The 14115-nt window shown below is 70.4% G+C and carries 12 protein-coding genes; 7 read left to right on the top strand and 5 right to left on the bottom strand.

From position 1 onward, the window contains the following. Positions 1-31 precede the first annotated feature (31 nt). Complete coding sequence (locus tag MEBOL_RS24345; protein WP_170115579.1) at positions 32-1903, top strand: ATP-binding protein; 1872 nt, start codon at positions 32-34, stop codon at positions 1901-1903. 12 nt (positions 1904-1915) lie between these two features. Here MEBOL_RS24345 and aat read toward each other — a convergent pair whose 3' ends face one another. Both aat and MEBOL_RS24355 read right to left on the bottom strand, forming a co-directional pair. Then, a complete protein-coding gene (gene aat / locus MEBOL_RS24350) occupies positions 1916-2602 on the bottom strand; it encodes a leucyl/phenylalanyl-tRNA--protein transferase (protein ID WP_095979699.1) in 687 nt (228 codons plus the stop codon). Next, a complete protein-coding gene (locus MEBOL_RS24355; protein ID WP_095979700.1) occupies positions 2603-3439 on the bottom strand; it encodes an LEA/WHy family protein in 837 nt (278 codons plus the stop codon). A gap of 66 nt (positions 3440-3505) precedes the next feature. Here MEBOL_RS24355 and MEBOL_RS24360 point away from each other — a divergent pair, with 66 nt between their 5' ends. Further along, on the top strand, positions 3506-4159 hold the full coding sequence (locus MEBOL_RS24360; protein WP_095979701.1) for a hypothetical protein: 654 nt from the start codon (positions 3506-3508) through the stop codon (positions 4157-4159). 28 nt (positions 4160-4187) lie between these two features. Here MEBOL_RS24360 and MEBOL_RS24365 read toward each other — a convergent pair whose 3' ends face one another. Continuing rightward, positions 4188-4532 carry a hypothetical protein gene (locus MEBOL_RS24365; protein WP_095979702.1) on the bottom strand — a complete coding sequence of 115 codons (345 nt, stop codon included), beginning with the start codon at positions 4530-4532 and terminating at the stop codon, positions 4188-4190. 157 nt (positions 4533-4689) lie between these two features. Between MEBOL_RS24365 and MEBOL_RS24370 the strand changes: the two genes are divergently transcribed. Then, entirely contained in the window at positions 4690-5955 is a 1266-nt protein-coding gene (locus MEBOL_RS24370) for a glucan 1,4-alpha-maltotetraohydrolase domain-containing protein (RefSeq protein ID WP_095979703.1), read from the top strand. A gap of 74 nt (positions 5956-6029) precedes the next feature. Further along, the gene (locus MEBOL_RS24375) at positions 6030-6677 is read left to right on the top strand and encodes a double zinc ribbon domain-containing protein (protein ID WP_095979704.1); all 648 of its coding nucleotides are present in this window, start codon (positions 6030-6032) and stop codon (positions 6675-6677) included. A gap of 4 nt (positions 6678-6681) precedes the next feature. On the opposite strand, the gene MEBOL_RS24380 is transcribed toward MEBOL_RS24375, so the two are convergent. Continuing rightward, entirely contained in the window at positions 6682-7938 is a 1257-nt protein-coding gene (locus tag MEBOL_RS24380) for an AAA family ATPase (RefSeq protein ID WP_095979705.1), read from the bottom strand. A 29-nt stretch (positions 7939-7967) separates the two neighbouring features. Next, positions 7968-10319 carry a carboxypeptidase-like regulatory domain-containing protein gene (locus MEBOL_RS24385; protein ID WP_095979706.1) on the bottom strand — a complete coding sequence of 784 codons (2352 nt, stop codon included), beginning with the start codon at positions 10317-10319 and terminating at the stop codon, positions 7968-7970. A gap of 141 nt (positions 10320-10460) precedes the next feature. On the opposite strand from MEBOL_RS24385, the gene MEBOL_RS24390 reads away from it, so the two are divergent. The 3 genes from MEBOL_RS24390 to MEBOL_RS24400 are packed head-to-tail and all read left to right on the top strand — an operon-like array spanning position 10461 to position 14109. Further along, the gene (locus MEBOL_RS24390) at positions 10461-11249 is read left to right on the top strand and encodes an MXAN_6652 family MXYO-CTERM-anchored protein (protein ID WP_245918807.1); all 789 of its coding nucleotides are present in this window, start codon (positions 10461-10463) and stop codon (positions 11247-11249) included. Positions 11250-11286: 37 nt separating this feature from the next. Next, a complete protein-coding gene (locus MEBOL_RS24395) occupies positions 11287-12267 on the top strand; it encodes a hypothetical protein (RefSeq protein ID WP_095979707.1) in 981 nt (326 codons plus the stop codon). A 45-nt stretch (positions 12268-12312) separates the two neighbouring features. After that, positions 12313-14109, top strand: coding sequence for a hypothetical protein (locus MEBOL_RS24400; RefSeq protein WP_179956289.1), 1797 nt, complete (start codon positions 12313-12315; stop codon positions 14107-14109). Positions 14110-14115: the final 6 nt, after the last annotated feature.

Below are 14115 nucleotides of genomic sequence, written 5' to 3' on the forward strand. Positions count from 1 at the left end.
AGGCTTTCGCCAATCAGGGGGGGAAAGGATCATGAACTGCAATCCGCGTGTCTGGCTCTTGAGGAGCCTGGACGAGGCCTTGCACGCGCGTGAGCGCCAGTTGTCCTCGGACGAGTCGCTGCGCTTCCGGGTGGTATTGGGCGCCGCGGGCCTGGTGATCGCGCTCGATCTGGCCTACCTCGCGGTGCTTCCGCTCTACCCTCCGTCGCAGCGCGACGCGCAGGCGCTGGCGGTGGGGCTCGGTCTGTTGGCGTGCGTGGGCGTGCTGGTGCTGATTCGCCACGCTCGCTCGCCCACGCTGCCCGCCGTGCTCCTGTGCGCGTCGTTGTCGGCGGCGATCGTGCTGGCGACGCTCTCCATGGAAATGCCCGGCGCGGTGGCCCACTCGGTGAACATGTTGGTGCCGATGCTGGCCGTCTACCTGCTGGGCACGCGCCTGGGCTTCGTCTTCACCGCCTTCTTCGTGTTCAACGCGGCGTTCCTCCATGAGCTCATCCACGCGTACCTCAGCCAGGCGCGTGCCCCGTTCTCGTGGCCCGAGGTGTGGTGGGGCAACCTCATGGGCTGCGTGTCGCTGATGGTGGGGTGGGCGCTGAGCTGGCTGCACAGCACCGCGCGCGAGGAGTCCCATCAGGAGTTGGAGCGCGCGCTGCGCACCCTGCGCGAGAGCGAGGGCAAGCTGCTCAGCCTCATCGAGAGCTCGGACGACGCGGTGTTGTCGCTCGACGCGCGGCTCCGCCTGGTGACGGCCAACAGCGTGGCCCAGGGGTTGTTCCGGGGAGCGACGGGCGGGACGCTCGTGCCGGGAGGCCGCGTCGTCGAGCAGTGTCCGCCGGGGCTGCGCGCCTGGGTTTCGGAGTACTGCGCCCGGGCGTTGGAGGGGCAGCGGTTGCGGGGGGAGGTGGATGTGGAGGTGGATGGCCAACCGCTCACGGTGGATGTCATCTTCTCTCCCGTCCGGGAGGGCTCGCGGGTGGTGGGCATCACCCTCTTCAGCCGCGACATCACCGAGCGCAAGAAGGCCGAGACGAAGCTGGGCGAGATGCACCGCAGCCTCCTGGACGTGTCCCGGCAGGCGGGCATGGCGGAGATCGCCACCGGGGTGCTGCACAACGTGGGCAACACGCTCAACAGCGTGAACGTCTCGGTGAACCTGGTGGTGGAGCGTCTGCGCGCCACGCGGGCCGCGGGGCTGGAGCGGTCCGTGGCCCTGTTGCGCGAGAACGCGTCCCGGCTGGGCACCTTCTTCACGGAGGATCCTCGTGGGCAGCGGCTCCCCTCCTATCTGGAAGCCCTGTCGCTCCAGTTGTCCCAGGAGCGGGCGACGGTGCTGGAGGAGATGCGGCGGCTGAGCGAGAGCGTGGACCACATCAAGTCCGTGGTGAGCATGCAGCAGCGCCATGCCCGTATCAGCGGCGTGCTGGAGCACGTGGCCGTGCCCTCGCTCATCGACGACGCCTTGCGCCTGCATGCCGTGTCCTTCGAGCGCCTGGGCATCGTGCTGCGGCGCGAGTACGGCAATCCGGTGCCGTCGGTGCTGGTGGACCGGCACAAGCTCTTGCAGATCCTGGTGAACCTCCTGAGCAACGCGCGCCATGCCTTGTTGGAGCGGGACGGAGACGACCGGCAGCTCACCTTGAAGGTGGCGCGCGCCGGAGCGCGGCTGAGCATCTCCGTGAGCGACAACGGAGTGGGCATTGCCCCGGAAGTGCTCCAGCGCCTGTTCACCCAGGGCTTCACCACCAAGCGGGACGGGCATGGCTTTGGCCTGCACATCAGCGCCCTGGCGGCCCGGGAGATGGGCGGTCAACTGTCCGGCATGAGCGAGGGCCGCGCCCGGGGCGCCACCTTCACCCTCGAACTGCCGCTGGCGGCGCCAGACGTCTCCGAATCGCGCGTGTGAGCGCGGGGTGGCTCAGCCTTCGGTCCAGCGTCCCTGGCGCGTGGGCTCGCCCAGGGCCAGGGCGAGCGCCTGGAGGAAGTGCTTGCGCGGCCAGTGCTCGGCGCCAAAGCGCGCCAGGTGCTCGGTTTCCACCTGGCAGTCGATGAAGTGGAAGCCCCAGTCCTGGAAGCGCGCCACGGCGGTGGCGAAGGCCACCTTGGAGGCGTCCGGGGCGTGCGCGAACATGCTCTCGCCGAAGAAGGCCGCCCCGAGCGACACGCCGTAGAAGCCGCCCACGAGTTGTCCATCCGCCCATGCCTCCACCGAGTGCGCGTAGCCGCGCGCGTGCAGGGCGATATAGGCCTCGCGCATCTCGTCGGTGATCCACGTGCCATCCTGGCCGGGGCGCGGCACGCTGGCGCAGGCGGTGATGACGTCCGCGAAGGCCGTGTCCCAGCGGATGTCGTAGACGGACGCCTTGAGCGTCTTGCGCAGCGAGCGGCCCACGTACAACTTCGCGGGCTCCAGCACGAAGCGGGGATCCGGCGAGTGCCAGAGCACGGGCTGGCCCGGGTTGTACCAGGGGAAGATGCCCCGGGAGTACGCCGCGAGCAGACGCTCGGGGCTCAAGTCGCCCCCCACGGCCAGCAGACCCGTGCGGTCCGCCCTCTCCGGAGGAGGGAACAACTCCGGGTCTTCTCCGAGCAGGTAGATGGGCACTTACCGCGACACGTTGAGCTTCACGTCTCCAGACAGCGAGTAGGGGATGCGCACCCGCGGGCCGGTGAGCTCGCCCGCGACCGTATACGGCAGCGTCCCCTTGGCGATGAGCGCCCGCACACCCTGGCCCCACGTCTCCTTCGTCACCGCCACCTCCAGGGGATACACCCCGGTGGCCGCCGCGTCCACGGTGTCGTGCTTGCCGCTCTGGCCCGCGTCCAGCTTCCGGCCCTGGATGCTCAAGTCCCAGGTGAGCCCGTCCAGCCGCAGCGCGAAGGGGTTGGGGTTCTCCACGCCCAGGCGCATCACCAGGTCCACCTGCTCGTCCGAGTAGCGCGCGCCCTCCATGGACACCACCTTGACCCGGGGCAGCCGGGGGCCGCGCACCTGCCGCGACGCGGCGAAGGGCAGCGTCTGGAGGGCGTCTCCCGCGCGCACCGTCAGCGTGCCCCGCAGGGCGACGAGCACCGAGCCGCCCTTCTGGCTCAGCTCCGCCAGCTCCTCCGAGGAGCCCACGTAGGTGGCCTTGGCCTGGAAGGAGAAGGGCGTGGCGGCGCCCGCGGCCAGGGCCACGTTCAGTGGCGCCGAGCCCTGCTTCACCACCTGTCCATTGGACACGAACTCGTAGTCGGCCTTCTCCAGCACGGCGGAGCCGGGGCTCGTGAGCTGGCCCGAGTAGCGCAGCTCCAGGTCGATGAGTCCCTGGTCGCTGACGCTCGTCTCCTCGGCGGCGAGCGAGAGTGGACCCACGGGCACGGGGGGTGGAGAGGTGGCACACCCGGTGAGCCAGGCGGCGAGCGTCAAGAGGTGGACGGTGGCACGCGGTGCGAGGCGCATGCGCGGCAGCCTGCGGCGCGCGGCGGCTGCCCTCAAGCGGATTTGCGGTACACTGTTGACTACACCGTGGCCCTCGCTCGCCCCAACCTCAACAAGGCCCTGCGCGCCCTGATTCGCGACATCGCCGCGAAGATGCCCGAGTTCGCCCACGTGAAGGCCAGCCGCATCCTGGTGGTGGCGGGGGAGGCGCGGCGGGCCTCGCGCGGCACGGTGAAGCCCCTGTGTTTCCGGGGAGGCCGCAGCACGGACCGCTCCGGACGCCGCAAGCCCATCATCCGGCTCAAGGGCAAGCGGATGCTCTACTGCATCACCTTGCGGCCGCTCTTCTTCCGGGCCTCCACGCCCCGGGGCCGCATCCAGACGGTGATGCACGAGCTCTTCCACATGTCGCGGCGCTTCGACGGCACGCTGCACGCGGGGCGGCGGCACTCGGTGCTGGGCAAGGAGTTCTCCGTCCGCTTCAAGCCCCTGGTCACCCGCTACCTGCGGCAGTGCCCTCCCGAGCTGCTCGTGGCCTTCGCGCACTCGGGGGAGATCCGGGTGTTGCAGTGGCTCGAGCGGCCCGGCCCCGCCTACGTTCCCGGCACCCCCAAGGTGCGCAAGGTGTACACCGAGGAGCAGCTCTACCTGGGGGTCTCCCGCATGGTGACGCGTCCCTCCGCCGCCCGGCTCGCCAAGGCGCGGCGCAAGGAGCGCGTGGAGAAGGCGCGGGTGCACTGAGCTCCGGCGTGGGGCTCTGGTGGGGGGCTCAGTTGAGGTAGCGCGGACGGGGTGGGGTGGGGGGCGCCTCCGGCTGGGCGTGCATCATCTCCAGGCCCTGGCGCGTGAGCAGGAAGCGCACCGTGCCCGAGCCCCGCTCGGTTTCGATCTCCGCCTCGAAGGCGGGCCCGGAGATGCTGCCCATCTGCACGTCCTTGCGCAGGTTGCGCACCGTGCCGGTGAGCAGGTCGCCCGCCACGCGCTGCTCGGCATCGCCGCGCCGGTAGAGCTCGAACGCCGCCTGGTGCAGGGTCATGGCCAGCGTGGGCGTCAGCGGCTGCGAGCTGAACAGGACCGAGATGAGGACCCAATAGGGAGGGGACTGTTCCGCCATCCGCGGCACTCTAGCCGCACGGCGCCATGCTCCCCACTCGTTTCCATCCGGAGTTCGCCGGACCTGACACACCGCGGCGGAAGGGGGCCCGCTCGCCTGCCGGGAGGAAAGGCAGTAGAGCCCTTTTCCGCCTCATCTCTTTTGTCTGGAGGACCCGATGCTCAAGAAGAAGGCGCTTGGCGGAGTGCTGTCCCTGTCGTGGGCCCTGGCGTTGGCGAGCGCGCCGGCCGCGTTCGCGGGGCCGCTGGATGGCAACAGCGGCGATGTGATGTTGCAGGGCTTCCACTGGACGTCGTACCAGACCTCGCCGTGGTGGGGGATTGTCCAGGGCAAGGCCTCGGACATCGGCGCCAGTGGCTTCTCCATGGTGTGGCTGCCGCCCTCGAGCGACGCCGCCTCCAACGAGGGCTATCTGCCCCGGCGGCTGGAGGTGCTCGACAGCCGCTACGGCACGGAGGCCCAGCTCAAGTCGGCCATTGGCGCGCTGCACACCTATGGCGTGAAGGCCATCGCGGACATCGTCGTCAACCACCGCGTGGGGACGAGCAACTGGGCGGACTTCACCCAGCCCACGTGGGGCTCGTGGGCGGTGACGAGCGGAGATGAGTGGACGGGCGCCACCGGCGCCGCGGACACGGGGGATGGCTACGGCGCCGCGCGTGACCTGGACCACACGAACACCACCGTCCAGAGCGGCCTCACCACCTGGATGAACAACCTCAAGTCGAAGACGGGCTACGACGGCTGGCGCTACGACTACGTGAAGGGCTACGCGGGCAGGTACGTGGGCCAGTACAACTCCGCCACGGTGCCCTACTTCTCCGTGGGCGAGCTGTGGACGGACCTGAACCTCGACAACCCCAACCCCCACCGCCAGTTGCTGATGAACTGGATCGACGCCGCCGGGGGCAAGTCGGCCGCGTTCGACTTCACCACCAAGGGGCTCCTGCAGCAGGCCGTGCAGTACAACCAGTTCTGGCGGCTCAAGGACAGCGAGGGCAAGCCCGCGGGCGCCATCGGCTGGTGGGCGGCCAAGTCCGTCACTTTCATCGACAACCACGACACCGGGCCGAGCACGGGTGGAATCAGCCAGAACCACTGGCCCTTCCCCAGTGACAAGGTGATGCAGGGCTACGCCTATATCCTCACCCACCCGGGTGTGCCGTGCGTCTATTGGGTGCACTTCTATGACTGGGGCCACAAGGCGGCCATCACGAAGCTGATGTCCATCCGCAAGGCCAAGGGCATCCACTCGTCCTCGGCCGTGAGCATCCAGGTGGCGGATACCTCCCGGTACGCCGCCCTCATCACCGGCTCCAAGGGCACGGTGGCGATGAAGATCGGCCCCGGGGACTGGTCGCCCTCGGGCACGGGCTGGACGCTGGAGACGTCCGGCACCAACTACGCCGTGTGGTCGAAGTAGGAGGGGGGAATGGAGGCCGGAGCACCCGTGGTAGCGTGGCGGGTGCTTCGATGCATCGAGGAGAGCCGCGCACCATGGCGATGATCCAGTTCACCCGCAACTACACCGACCGCTCCAACGACTACGGCTTCCAGTTCGAGTTCTTCTGCGACAAGTGCGGCAACGGGCACATGTCGCCCTTCATCGCCAACAAGGCGGGTCTGGCCTCGGGCCTGCTCAAGGCGGCGGGCTCGTTCTTCGGGGGCTCCCTGTCGCGAGTGGCCTACGCGGGGGATCACGTGAAGGACGCCCTGCGCGGCGGCGCGTGGGACGAGGCCTACGGCCAGGCGGTGGGGGAGGCCAAGCAGCACTTCAAGCACTGCACGCGCTGTGGCCGCTGGGTGTGCCCCCAGGTGTGTTGGAACGAGGCGCGGAGCTTGTGCGAGGCATGCGCCCCGGACCTCCAGGAAGAGGCCGTCCACATCCAGGCCAATGTGGCCGTGGAGCAGGCCTGGAGGAAGGCGCGGCAGGTGGATCAGGTGGCGTCCCTGGACATGAAGGCCCCGCGCTCGGTGGCGTCCTCGGTCTGTCCCCACTGCCAGGCCCGCGTCGACGGCGGGAAGTTCTGCGGTGAGTGCGGCAAGCCGCTCGCGGCGGCCAAGGCGCACTGCACGCAGTGCGGGGGAGAGATGAAGCCCCAGGCGCGCTTCTGCTCCGATTGCGGCACGGCCCGGGGCGGATAGGCGTCTACTTGCGCTTGGGGCGGGCCGGAGCGCGCGCCGCCGGCTTGCCCGGCTTCTTCCGCGCGGACGTGGCCGGCTCGCGGCGCTTCGGGGCACCGCCCACGGGCTTGCCCTTGCGATCGAAGAACGCGTCCAGCAGCTCGCTGCCCGTGAGGAACGAGGGCGTCGAGGGCGCGGGGGACACGTAGACGTGGCCGTGCTCGTCCTGACGGAGCACGAACACCTCGTCCTGCTCCAGGCCCGGCAACAGCATGGCCGAGTGCGTGGTGGCGATGAACTGGAGCCGGGGGAAGACGGACTTGAGCGTGGCGATGAGCGACGTCTGCCAGTGCGGATGCAGGTGCAGATCCAGCTCGTCCACCAGCACCAGGCCCTCCATGCGATCCGGCGGCACGGGCTTGCCCGCCTCCAGGAGCACGTGGCCGATGAGATCCGCCAGCCAGGCGATCGCCCCCTGGTAGCCACGCGACAGCCACGTGGCGGGCAGCTTCACGCGCTGGCCTCCCAGGTTGAACTCGAAGCGGTGGGCTTCCAGCAGATCCTGCCGGGTGCGCACGATGCCGTGGCTCTGCAGCTCCAGGTCCACCACGCCGGGCAGCAGGTTGCCCTGCAGGAGCACCTGCTTGAGCAGCCGCGTATAGGCCTTGGCCTGGGCCGCCTCGAAGACGTCCGCGAAGCCCGTGGCGATGAGCCCCCCTTGGTCGAAGAGGTTCGCCATGCGCTGCTTGAGTGGATCCGACAGGCCCTCCGCGTAGATGGAGTGCGGGCGGGGCAGGGTGCGCGCCGTGCCGTAGCCCGCGACGAACCAGCCCGGCAACTGCGTGCGCCGCGCCTCGCGGATGGGATCGAACACCTGCGTGTGCTCGACGCCCACGTAGCGCGAGCTGCCCACCAGCTCACGCCAGGTGCTCTTGGCCGCGATGGAGCTGCGCAGGTACGGAGGCAGCGAGTGCCGGGTGTCCAGCCCCGGGTAGGTGCGCGTCTTGTGGCCCTCGGTGCCGAAGGTGAACTCGGCGCCGATGAGCATCAGCTCGGTCGCGGGCTGGCGCCGGTCCGGCAGGCTCGTGACGTCCGCGAGCTCGCTGCCCAGCGAGGAACCGCTCGCCGCGAGCGCGATGGCCTGGAGGATGGCTGTCTTGCATAACCCATTCTCCCCCACGAAGACGGTCCACGGCCGGACCTCTCCGTCCGAACGGGTGAAGGAGAGTTCGACCTCTCGCAGGAGTTTGAGGTTCTGGAGGGTGAGGCTGCGCAGGTACATGCCCGCCTAACATACCCACTTGTGGGTAATTAAGGGACCTCATTGTCAACTGAGATGTCCACCTCGGTGGTTGTCCCAGCGCGCGGGGCGACCTGTGCGACCCCTCGCGCGCCATCCACCGTGCGCACCACCAGTGTGGCCGGGCCGGCGGGGACGTCTCGCATCTCGAAGCGCTCGCCGGGGAATTCCCAGGGGCCCGGGGGCTGGGCGAGCGGTTCATGGCGATCCGCATCGAAGGTGAGGGTGAAGCCCTGGACGGGCCTTCCCTGGCGCACCACCCGGCCCCGGAGCGTGGCCCCGGGTTCCAGCTTCACGCCCACTCCCTCGGTGCCTGGCCTCACGCCCGATACCCGGCCCCGGCGCCCTCCATTGAAGGCATGGACCCGGAGTCGTTCCGTGTCTTGGCTTCCGACGGGGAGGTCGATGTGGAAGTGGCCCTCTTCGTCCGCGAGGCTCACCCCCAGCAGGGAGGACTCCTGGCCCTCGGCGTACAACAGGGCGATGGCTCCCGGAGAGGGCTGACCATCCGGTTCGAGGACGACGCCTCCGACGGAGCCCGTGTGGGGCTCCTCGTCCCAGGTCAACTCGACCCGGGTCGTCTCGCCCGCCCGCACCTGGACCCGCTCGATCCGCGCCGCGGGTCGGAAGGCCCAGAGCCCCATCACGTAGGTCCCCGGAGGGAGCTCCATCCGGAAGGTGCCCCCCGGGTCCACCGGCGCGCCCGACCGCTCCCCCCAGCCCGGGCCGCCCCCCTCGGTGCGATGGGCCGTCGCTTCCAAGGGCGCCTCGGGGAGGCGGCCCCGGACCACGCCCTCCACGATGCCCGTTTCCTCCAGGGTGAAGTCCACCCGCGCCGTGCCGGACTCGCTCACCTCCGCTGGGCGGATGATGCCCTGGGTCGCTCCCTCCCGGCGGGCGATGAGCCGCTGATAGCCTGGCTTCAGGCCCTCGAGTTGGTAGTGACCCTCGGCGTCGGTCCGTGCCTCGACGGGAGACGTTTCCAGCACGTCGGTGCTCGGGGCGGTGAGCACCCGGGCGCTCACCACCGGCCTGCCTTCCGTGTCCCGGACCCAGCCCTCCACCCGGCCGGTGCTCGCGAGCACGACGTCGAGCGGAAAGCGCTCCGTCGCGTCCACCGTCACCCCGCGCCGGAGCACGGATGAGAAGCCCGGCGCGCCCACCACCACGTCATAGGCCCCCGGCGCGAGTCCGCTCACGGAGAAGCGTCCCTCGCCGTCCGTCGACGCGCGGCCCAGGTCTCCATTGCCGCCGAGCGGGCTGATGTCCACGTGGGCGTCCGCCACGGGTGCTCCCGTGGCCCGCGCCCACACGCGCCCCTCGAGGACCGCTCCGGGTCCGAGCTGGAGCCGCACCCCGCGCACCGTCCTGCCCGCGCTCACGACGAGGGGCTCTCGCAGCGCCGCCGCCTCCTCGCCCCGCCGCGCCGTCACGGTGTAGGTGCCCGCTTCCACCTCTCCGGAGAAGCCGCCGCCCTCGCCCGTGGTGAGTTGCTGCGCCGTCTTTCCACTCACCAGCACCTCGGCGCCCGTGGCCGGAGCGCCTCGCGCGTCCACGACGAAGCCCTCGATGACGCCCGCCAGGCGCAGCGCCACCTCCAGGGGCTCCGTGCTGGGCACCTTCACCCGGTGCAGCACCGTCCGCGCGTAGCCAGGGGTGCGCGCCTCCAGCTGGTAGGTGCCCGGGGCGAGCCCGTCCACGCGGAAGTTTCCTCGGGTGTCGCTCGAGGCATGGACGCACTCCTCGTCGGGCGCGTCGGGTGTGAGCCATGCCGCCAGCTCCGGCGCTCGCGGCGTGAGGACGAGCTGCACCAGGGGCAGGGGCTCCTTCGTCCCGTGCACCACCGTGCGGCCCTCGAGCGTCAGGCCCGGCTCCAGGCGCAGCTCGATGCGCGTGCGCGCCTCGCCCAGGGGCCGCACCACGTGGCGCAGCAGGGGCGCATGGCCGTCCGCGCGCACCGACACCAGGTAGTTGCCGGGCCCGGCCGCGAGCTGGACACGTCCCTGCCCATCCGTGCGGCCCTCCCCCATCCGCCGCCAGGAGAACTCCCCGAGGTTCGGGTCCCTCGCGCCCCGCCAGTACAGCCGCGCCTGGGCGCCCGGTACCGGCCGCTCACCCGCGAGCAGCCGCACCTCCAGGATTCCGTCCGCCTCGGAGAGTGCCCGCTCCGGAGCCGATGCGGGGGTCGGCCCGGTGCGCTCTCGCGAGCCGGGGAGCGGAGGCTCCGAGGCTCCGGGCACGGGTTCTCCACGTTGGACGCGGAGGGCGTCCTCTCCCGTGCCGGGCTCCACCAGACGCCAGACCCCCAGGAGCGCGAGCGCCAGGGCCCCGAGGATCGCCACCGCGATGAGCCGTCCGCGCATCAGGTGCACCTTTCCATGCTCGCTTCACTCATTGGAACTCATAAGGTTGTCTCACGCAACCCGATGCCGCGATGTGTCGGAACCCTATGGGATAAAGACAAGAAATACGTTAAAGAGCCGACTTTCTACTGGGGAGTATGTATGCGTTTGCGTTCTTCTGTCGTCGTGGGTGTGCTGTCCGTGAGTCTTTTGTCCACCTCCGCCCTGGCCCGTTCGGGGGGCATCACGGGGGTCTCGGGTCAGGCGGGGACGACCTGCACCAGGTGCCATGCGGAAGGCGCCACCAAGCCTACCGTGGAGTTCTCCGGCCCCACGACGGTGACGGCGGGCTCGGTCAATCAGTATGCATTCATCATCCGCGGGGGTCCGGGAATCATCGGTGGCACCAACCTGGCAGCGGGTGACGCGTCCGCCCTGCTCGACATCCTCAATCCCGTGGGTGACGCTCTCAAGAAGTCAGGGGTCGAGTTGACCCAGACCGCCGCCAAGGTTTTCGACACCGCGGGCGCGGTCCCCGAGCTGCGCTTCGACTTCTCCCTGACGGCGCCCACCACGGAGGGAAGCTTCACCCTCTACGGCGCGGGCAATTCGGCCAACGGCGACAGTGGCAGGAATGGGGACGGCGTGGCGGCCGCGACGCTGGCGGTGACGGTGCTCGCCCAGACGGGCTCGGACGCGGGCACGGAGCCGGAGACGGACGCGGGCACGGAGCCAGAGACGGACGCGGGCACGGGGAACGGCACCGACGCCGGTACCCAGGTGGACGCGGGCACGGGGGGCGAGACGGACGCTGGTCCGGGTGGGGTAACGGACCCCGGAGTGGGAGGAGATGATGAAGGAGGTGGTTGCTCTTCCACCGGCGGAGCGCCGATGCTCCTGTTCGCGCTGAGCGTCGCGGGCTTGATCCGGCTGCGCCGCCGCGGCGTCTGATTCTTCGTTCCTGGCCCGCACCGACACCGAGTCTTTCGTGACGATCCTTCTCCCGCGCCACCTGCCACGATTCCCTCTGGGACGGGGCCTCCTGCTCGCGTTGTTGGTGCTCGCCGTTCCGGCGGCCCAGGCCGCCCCGGCCCGGTCCTCCAAATCCAGCAAGGGCGCCAAGACGTCGCGTGGCGCCTCCAAGGCTCCGGCCGAGGCCCCCGCGCCGGCCCCGGCCGCCGTGCCCGCGGCGGCGCCGACGCCGGCGCCCGAGGTAGCCGCCGAGAAGCCCGCCCCGGAGCCCAAGCCCGTCGTGGAGCCCAAGCCCGTCGCCGCCGTCCGGCCCGCCGCCACGCCTCGGGCCGCCGCGCCCCGGGCCGCCGCCGATGCGCCTTCCGCGCCCACGACCCCGGGCCGGATGCGCCTGGGTCTGGGGCCGGATCTCTTCGTGGAGAGCGCGCGGCTCAACGGCGAGCAGGGCATCAACGCCTCTCGCCGGGACGAGTCCTTCGACTACTCGAGCGATGGCTTCCTGTCCGCCACGCTCTGGCTGACGGTGCCGGTGTCCACGGTGAGCGAGCGGCTGCGCGCGGGCGCGGGGGTCCGCATCTTCGGCAACTACGGCGCGGGCGGCGACCGCACGTACGGCTTCGGCGTGCTCAACGAGCTCTTCGTGTCCGGCGAGTATGGCCTGCCGCTGACGGACAAGATGGAGCTGGTGCTCGCGGCGCGTGTGGGCATGTCCCTGCTGGTGCCGGGCCGGGAGTTCGCCGAGGAGATCGACCGGTTGCAGGAGCAAGGCGTGAATGTGTGGAGCGTGCCGCGCGTGGGTTGGCTGGCGGGTCCGTCCGCGGGCGCGCGCCGGCGCATGTCCGAGCGCATCTGGCTGCGTGCGGATGTGCTCGCCCACGTGGGGCAGCAGTACCTCTTCGCGACGAGCCAGGAGATCTCCGGGCTCCAATACTCCAAGAACTGGAGCACCCTGGCGCTGCGCCTGGGGCTCTCGCTCGGGGCCGAGTTCGGCTTCTGAATCACGCTTCTGAATCACCTCCACCCTGGCCATTGGGAGCCGTGCATGACCGTGTTTCGTCCGCTCTTGCTGCCCGTCCTGGCGCTGCTGGCCGCGTGTCAGCCCACGTACACCTTCGAGCCGGAGCAGCTCGCCTCCGGTCCGGGGGGCATGGTGGGCAATGGCGCGCCCCTCACCTCGGGAGAATTCGAGGGAGGCGACGATGTCCTGCCCGAGCCGCGCGACGTGCCTCCTCCCAACGAGTCGCGTCCGCCGGACTGTGACGCGGGCTGCGTGGCGTTCTGCGAGGGCGCGGCACTGCGCAACCCCATCAACCGGGGCCTGTGCCGCAGCCTCTGGGGCGTGGGCCTGCGCGCCCGTCCCATCCAGGCCGCCGAGGCCTGCCGCCGGCTCTTCGTGGACATGCTCGGGCGCATGCCGGACGCGGATGAGGCCGAGGCCGCGTGTCAGGGCGGGTGGGGCGACACGGTGAAGCGGCTGATGGCGAGCGACGAGTTCATCCACGTGCAGCAGCGCCGCGCCGCCGACCGCTTCCTCTATAGCAACGAGGTGACGAGCCTCCAGGCCATCTACGACATGGATCGGCTGGTGGCCAAGCTGCACCGGGGGCTCGTGCCGTACGACTTGTTCGCGGCGGTGGTGAGCGCGCACCCGGTGTTCACCCGCCGCTACGCGGACCCGGGGGACAAGGCCGAGGCGCTCTTCCTCCAGTTCCTGGGCCGCCCGCCCTTCGAGCACGAGCGCGCGGACATGGCGCGGCTCTACAAGCTGTGGCACTCGGGCTACTACGACCATCCCCAGCTGGGCATGCGCCTGCCGGATGCCTTCGTGCGCTTCCGCTGCCTGGACAAGGAGGGGAACGTGGACGAGGTGTCGCGCGGCGAGTGCGCCAGCGTGCTCTGGGGCTACAACGAGCTCGTCTTCACCCCGGACCTGCGCTCCGCGAGGGATCCGAGCCTCAACAACGCGCTGACGCTGTGGAGCGGCCTGCTCACCCCCGAGGAGTGGGCGCGCTTGCAGATCCCCGGCCGCATCCTCGCGAGGGACCTGGCCTTCTGGGAGCGCGCGGTGGATGACGTGCTCGACCAGTACCTGGGCTATGAGCTGTCCGCGCGGGTGCCCGAGGTGCGAGGCGAGCTGGTGCGCTGGCTGCTCGCGAACAACGGTGACCTCCGCTCGGTGCACTTCGCGGTGGCCACCTCCGTGGCCTACCTCCAGTCGGCCGAGGGCGCCGCGACCTCCACCTATCGCTGGAGCTACGGGCCGCTCAAGCAGGTGGACGCCGAGGTGTGGATGGATTCCCTGGCCCGGAGCACGGGCTACGAGCTGCCCGCGTGTGACCATCGCATCAGCCGGCCCAAGGCCCTGCTCGACGCGGGAAGCGTCGCGGGCTACCGGGTGCTGCAGGAGTCTCGCTGGAAGATGGACGACGAGGGCGAGGTGGACCAGCGCTACTCGCAGCTGGCGCGCACCCTGGGCGGCTGCCCGGAGAACGTGGTGGGCGGGCGCTTCCGCGTGGTGAGCATCCTCACCACGGCCACCCAGCTCGCCTACGTGCAGGAGCTGTGCAACCCCACGTTGGACCCCAAGGTGCCCGGTGCCGCCGTGGAGCGGCTGCTGCCCGAGGGCATGACGCCCCGGACCGCCGTGAACGCGGACGTGGGCGCGCAGATCGCCACCCACCAGTACCGGACGCTGCTCGGCCGTTCGCCGGACGCCACGGAGCTGACCGAGGCACGCGAGGCCGCCACCGAGTGCTCACGCGAGCTGTGCTCGGCCGAGGAATTCGCCCGTCCCTACTGCTTCGCGCTCCTGTCGAGCGCCGAGCGCCTCTTCTACTGACCTGGA

Origin of the sequence: Melittangium boletus DSM 14713, assembly GCF_002305855.1 — a bacterium.
Classification (GTDB): Bacteria; Myxococcota; Myxococcia; order Myxococcales; family Myxococcaceae; genus Cystobacter; species Cystobacter boletus.

Bases quoted from the DNA above. Each gene is read 5' to 3' on its own strand.
- MEBOL_RS24345 (WP_170115579.1), top strand. From the start codon at position 32: ATGAACTGCAATCCGCGTGTCTGGCTCTTGAGGAGCCTGGACGAGGCC.
- MEBOL_RS24355 (WP_095979700.1), bottom strand. From the start codon at position 3,439: ATGCGCCTCGCACCGCGTGCCACCGTCCACCTCTTGACGCTCGCCGCC.
- MEBOL_RS24365 (WP_095979702.1), bottom strand. From the start codon at position 4,532: ATGGCGGAACAGTCCCCTCCCTATTGGGTCCTCATCTCGGTCCTGTTC.
- MEBOL_RS24370 (WP_095979703.1), top strand. From the start codon at position 4,690: ATGCTCAAGAAGAAGGCGCTTGGCGGAGTGCTGTCCCTGTCGTGGGCC.
- MEBOL_RS24375 (WP_095979704.1), top strand. From the start codon at position 6,030: ATGGCGATGATCCAGTTCACCCGCAACTACACCGACCGCTCCAACGAC.
- MEBOL_RS24380 (WP_095979705.1), bottom strand. From the start codon at position 7,938: ATGTACCTGCGCAGCCTCACCCTCCAGAACCTCAAACTCCTGCGAGAG.
- MEBOL_RS24385 (WP_095979706.1), bottom strand. From the start codon at position 10,319: ATGCGCGGACGGCTCATCGCGGTGGCGATCCTCGGGGCCCTGGCGCTC.
- MEBOL_RS24390 (WP_245918807.1), top strand. From the start codon at position 10,461: ATGCGTTTGCGTTCTTCTGTCGTCGTGGGTGTGCTGTCCGTGAGTCTT.
- MEBOL_RS24400 (WP_179956289.1), top strand. From the start codon at position 12,313: ATGACCGTGTTTCGTCCGCTCTTGCTGCCCGTCCTGGCGCTGCTGGCC.